Genomic DNA, 4,659 nt, shown 5'->3' on the forward strand with positions numbered 1-4,659 from the left:
AGCAACAAGCTCGTCGCCGACAACCCGAGGAAGGCCAAGAAGGTCCTCGCCGTGCTGCGCGATGCCATGGCGTTCCGGTCCGGGCGCGGCTCAACCGCGGCCTGCGCTCGCCGAGTCCGGGCACGGAGACGATCGCCGAGCCGGGCGCCGGCAGCGGCTCGTGGCCGAGGGCCGTGACCCCCTGCCGGAAGCGGTCGGCCAGGGCCAGGTCGTGGGCGTGCACGGCGGCCACGCCGAGTTCCTCGATCAGCGCGAGCGAGCGGCGCACCCCGGCGTAGGTGAACAGGGCCGGGCTGACGTCGAACCGGCGTGCGGAGTGGGCGAGTTCGGCCACCGGGCCGTAGCAGCTGTCCCACGGCTGCTCGGCCGCGACCCAGCTCGCCAGCAGCGGGGTCAGCCCGCCGAAGTCCTCGGGAACCACGAGGAAGGCCGCCCCGTGCGGGCCGAGCAGCCACTTGAAGGTGGTGGCGACGGTGAAGTCGTGGGCGTCGGCGTCCATCGGCAGCCAGCCGGCGGCCTGCGAGAAGTCGACGTAGGTGCGCGCCCCGTGCGTACGGGCCGCCTCGCGCAGGGCGGCCAGGTCGGCGACCCGGCCGTCGGCGGACTGCGCGGCGCTCACCGCGACCAGCGCGGTGCCGGGGCGGACGGACTCGGCGAGCCGCTCCAGCGGCACGGCGCGCATCTTGAGGTCGCCGCGCACGTGGAAGGGGTTCACGACGGAGGTGAAGTCGGCCTCGGCGGTGAGCACTTCGGCGCCCGCCGGCAGGGCGGCCGCGATCAGTCCGGTCTGGGCGGCGACGGACGGGCCGGCCGCCACCCGGCTGACCGGCACCCCGGCCAGCCGGGCGAACGCGGCCCGGGCGGCCTCGACGTCCTCGAACAGCGGGTCCAGGGGCCGGCCCTCGGTCCGCATCGCCACCGCCTCGTGCAGGGCGGCGGCGGTACGGGCCGGGAGCAGGCCGCTGCTCGCGGTGTTCAGGTAGGTGTTCTTCGGGCTGAACTCGGCACGGACGAGGCTCTCGAAGGTCTCCATGATCCCACTGTGCGGGCCAGGGCTCCCCCCGTCCATTGCGGATTTTTGCGTGGCTTCTCTCAGTAAGCCTTATACGACCGCGCCGACCTGCGGTTTCAGTCCCGCGGCGGGACCGCGCACCCGTCCGGGCCACAGGCCTCGGCGTCGCCCTGGACGATCGTCAGCGGGGAGCGCTCACCCCAGGCCTGGGTCAGCGCCTGTGCGAAGACCTCGGCGGGCTGGGCGCCGGAGACGCCGTAGGCGCGGTCGAGGACGAAGAAGGGCACGCCGTTGGCGCCGAGCCGGGCGGCCTCGCGCTCGTCCTCGCGGACCTCCCCGGCGTACGCGTCCGGGTCGGCGAGGACCGCGCGGACGGCCGCCTCGTCCAGTCCGGCCTCGACGGCCAGCTCCACCAGGCGGTCGTCCCCCTCGGTGAAGACGGACCGCTCCTCGGCGAAGTTGGCCCGGTACAGGATCTGGATCAGCTCGTCCTGCCTGCCGTGCTCCTTGGCGAGGTGCAGCAGGCGGTGCATGTCGAAGGTGTTGCCGTGGTCGCGGTCCCGGGTGCGGTAGTCCAGCCCCTCGGCGGCGGCCTGGGCGCCCAGGTTGTCCTCACCGGCCTGGGCCTGCGCCTCGCTCATGCCGTACTTCCTGGTCAGCATGGTGATCACCGGCTGCACGTCGCCCTTGGCCCGGCCCGGGTCCAGCTCGAAGGAGCGGTGCACCACCTCGACCTCGTCGCGGTGCGGGAAGGCGGCGAGCGCCTTCTCGAAGCGGGCCTTGCCCACGTAGCACCAGGGGCAGGCGATGTCGCTCCAGATCTCGACGCGCATGTCTTCGGCACTCTCCAGGTCGTACGGGCGCGGAGGCTCTCTCCGCCCGGTACGTGAACGTTCAAGCAGCGCGTTTCATTCCCCGGGGCTCACCGGGTACCGCAGGCAGAGGTGGTGGTCGCCCTCGGCGGGCGGGTTCGCCGGGTCGGGGGCCCAGCCCATGCGGGCGTAGAAGGCCCGGGCGCGCCGGTTGCCCACGTGCACGTCGAGGACGGCCGTGCGCCGGCGGTCCGCGCACCACTCCTCCACGCAGGCCGCGTGCAGGGCCGTGCCGACGCCGGACCGCCAGCGGCCGGGGTCGACGTGGAACTGGTACAGCTTCACCGTGTCGGCGGGGCCGTCCTGCGGGGTGCGGAAGGACGCGACGGCGGTGATCTCGCCCTGTTCGACGACGCACAGCACATGACCGGCGGGCCGCTCCACGGCCTCGCGCCAGGCGGCGGTCCAGTCGATGCCGTCGTCCGGGAGGCCGTCCGGGTAGTACGTCGAGCGGGCCCGGTGGTGCAGCGCGGCGATCTTCTCCGCCTCGGCCGGCAGGGCGGTGCGGATCACCCGGGTGCCTTTCACACGGTCATGGATCATGCAGCGGAGGACGCGGCCGGCCGCCGCCCGGTTCCGTACCCCGCTCTCGGCGTGGACGCGCCGGGCCGGGGTGCGTACGGCGAACCGTGAGCAGCGGACGTTCGCGCTCAGCTTCCGTCCCGCAGGTCGCTCGGCCAGGCGGCTCTGAACACGATGTGGTCGTACGTGACCACGCAGCCCTCCCCCAGCGGCGACTGGGTCATGAAGCCGATCAGGGCGGCGCCGGTCTCCTTCTCGTCGCCGAGGGTGAAGAGCCGGACGAAGGTCCAGCGCTCGCCGTCCCGGGAGGCGTGGAAGGCGAAGGCCCGGCCGGTCCGGCTGACCCGCAACCACACCGAACTCCCCTGGACCGTGAAGGAGTTGGCGTCGTCGGAGTGTCCCCGGGTGACCACCGTGCAGACGGTGGGCACGTCCGGGGAGTACTCCAGGCAGAGCTTGGCCCAGGCCCGTTCGCCGACGTGGACGTAGAGCACTCCCGCGTCGAAGCCGGCCCGGAATCCCACGGTGACCCGGGCGATCAGCTGGAAGTCCCCTTCCGGCGCCCCGAGCAGCCGGGGCGCGTCGGAGGCGGGGTCCAGGGCCTCCCCGGTGGGCGTGACGAACCGATCCTGCCGCGGTCCGGCCCACCCGGCGAGTACGCCGTCCTCGTAGGACCAGTGCCCGGCGGGGCCGTAGGTGCGCAGGGGAAAGGGCAGTTCGGGGAGATCCACGTCCATCGTCCGATTGTCTCAGCAGTTCCTGAGAGCAGGCCCGGGAGCGGCGGATCCGGTGGCGCGGGCAATCACGCGACCAGGGGCCGCCCGCGGGCTCCCGGATTCCCTCCGGCGCGCTACCGCTCCAGCACCCCGTCGAACCGCCGGGGAAGGCCCAGTGGGTTGTCGTCGCGCAGCTCCTTGGGCAGCAGCGCCTCCGGCGCGTTCTGGTAGACGACCGGCCGCAGCCACCGCTCGGCGGCCGTACCGCCCACCGAGGTGGAAGTGGAGGTGGTCGCGGGGTAAGGCCCCCCGTGATGCTGCGCGGGCGCCACCGCGACCCCGGTCGGCCATCCGTTCACCAGCACACGCCCGGCCAGCGGGGTCAGCTCGGCGAGGATCCGGGCGCCCCGGCCCTCGCCGGCCGCCTCCTCCGAGGACAACTGGGCGGTGGCCGTGAGGTTGCCCGGCAGCCGCGACAGCACCGCCACGGCCTCGTCCTCGTCCTCGTAGCGGGCCACCACGGTCACCGGCCCGAAGCACTCCTCCAGCAGCAGGTCGTGCGCCCCCCGCGCGGCCAGCCCGCTCGCCGGCACCGTGAGGAAGCCCGCGCCGACCGTGTGCTCACCGCCCGCGCCGGGGGTCACCGGGGACTCCACGCCCGCCAGGGCGGCGCGTTCGCGCACCCCGGCGACGAAGTTGTCCCGCATGCGGTGGTCGAGCAGCACCCCGGCCTCGGTGTCGCTGACGGCGTCCGTCAGCGACTTCACCAGCCGGTCGCCGGCCGCGCCGGACGGCACGAGCACCAGGCCGGGCTTCACGCAGAACTGCCCGGCGCCGAGGGTCATCGACCCGGCGAGTCCGGAGCCGATCTCCTCCGCCCGCTCGGCCGCGGCGGCCTCGGTCACCAGGACCGGGTTGAGCGAGCCCAGCTCGCCGTGGAACGGGATCGGCACCGGCCGGGCCGCGGCCGCGTCGAACAGGGCACGTCCGCCCCGCACCGAGCCGGTGAAGCCCGCGGCGGCGATCCGCGGATGCCTGATCAGCTCGACACCCGCCTCGAAGCCGTGCACGAGGCCGACCACGCCCTCGGGGATGCCGTGCTCGGCGGCGGCCCGGCGCAGCACCTTGGCGACCAGCTCGGACAGGGCCGGGTGGTCGGGGTGGGCCTTGACCACGACCGGGCAGCCCGCGGCCAGCGCGCTCGCGGTGTCGCCGCCGGCGACGGAGAAGGCGAAGGGGAAGTTGGAGGCGGAGTAGACGGCGACGACCCCGAGCGGCACCTTGTAGCGGCGCAGGTCCGGGATGGGCGGGGTCGCCGTGTCGTCGGGGTGGTCGATGACGACGTCGAGGAAGGCGCCCTCGTCGACGATGTCCGCGAAGGCCCGCAACTGGTACGTGGTGCGGGCGAGTTCGCCGGTCAGCCGGACCGGGCCGAGGGCGGTCTCGGCGTCGGCGGTCTCGACCTGCCCATGGCCGTCGAACACGCCTGCGGCAACGAACTGATCCCACTGGTCACCTGCCGGGCCTGCGGCGCCCC

At 74.1% G+C, this 4,659-nt stretch carries 5 protein-coding genes; all 5 read right to left on the reverse strand.

Features of this window, described 5'->3' with window-relative positions; genetic code table 11:
- Positions 1-1,033 (reverse strand): aminotransferase class V-fold PLP-dependent enzyme (locus ACWEN3_RS41825; protein ID WP_452982584.1); only part of this gene is annotated, 1,033 nt, incomplete at its 3' end.
- A gap of 95 nt (positions 1,034-1,128) precedes the next feature.
- Entirely contained in the window at positions 1,129-1,845 is a 717-nt protein-coding gene (locus ACWEN3_RS41830; protein ID WP_452982587.1) for a DsbA family oxidoreductase, read from the reverse strand.
- Between the two features lie 75 nt (positions 1,846-1,920).
- Entirely contained in the window at positions 1,921-2,427 is a 507-nt protein-coding gene (locus ACWEN3_RS41835) for an N-acetyltransferase family protein (RefSeq protein ID WP_452982590.1), read from the reverse strand.
- Positions 2,428-2,534: 107 nt separating this feature from the next.
- Positions 2,535-3,143, reverse strand: a complete 609-nt coding sequence (locus ACWEN3_RS41840) for a DUF1349 domain-containing protein (RefSeq protein ID WP_452982593.1) — start codon at positions 3,141-3,143, stop codon at positions 2,535-2,537.
- Positions 3,144-3,256: 113 nt separating this feature from the next.
- A partial coding sequence (locus tag ACWEN3_RS41845; RefSeq protein ID WP_452982596.1) for an aldehyde dehydrogenase (NADP(+)) occupies positions 3,257-4,659 on the reverse strand: 1,403 nt, incomplete at its 5' end.

Source organism: Streptomyces sp. NPDC004561 (assembly GCF_053602155.1).

Excerpts from the sequence above, each read along its gene's own strand:
- ACWEN3_RS41830 (WP_452982587.1), bottom strand. The coding sequence starts at position 1,845 with ATGCGCGTCGAGATCTGGAGCGACATCGCCTGCCCCTGGTGCTACGTG.
- ACWEN3_RS41840 (WP_452982593.1), bottom strand. The coding sequence starts at position 3,143 with ATGGACGTGGATCTCCCCGAACTGCCCTTTCCCCTGCGCACCTACGGC.
- ACWEN3_RS41835 (WP_452982590.1), bottom strand. The coding sequence starts at position 2,427 with ATGATCCATGACCGTGTGAAAGGCACCCGGGTGATCCGCACCGCCCTG.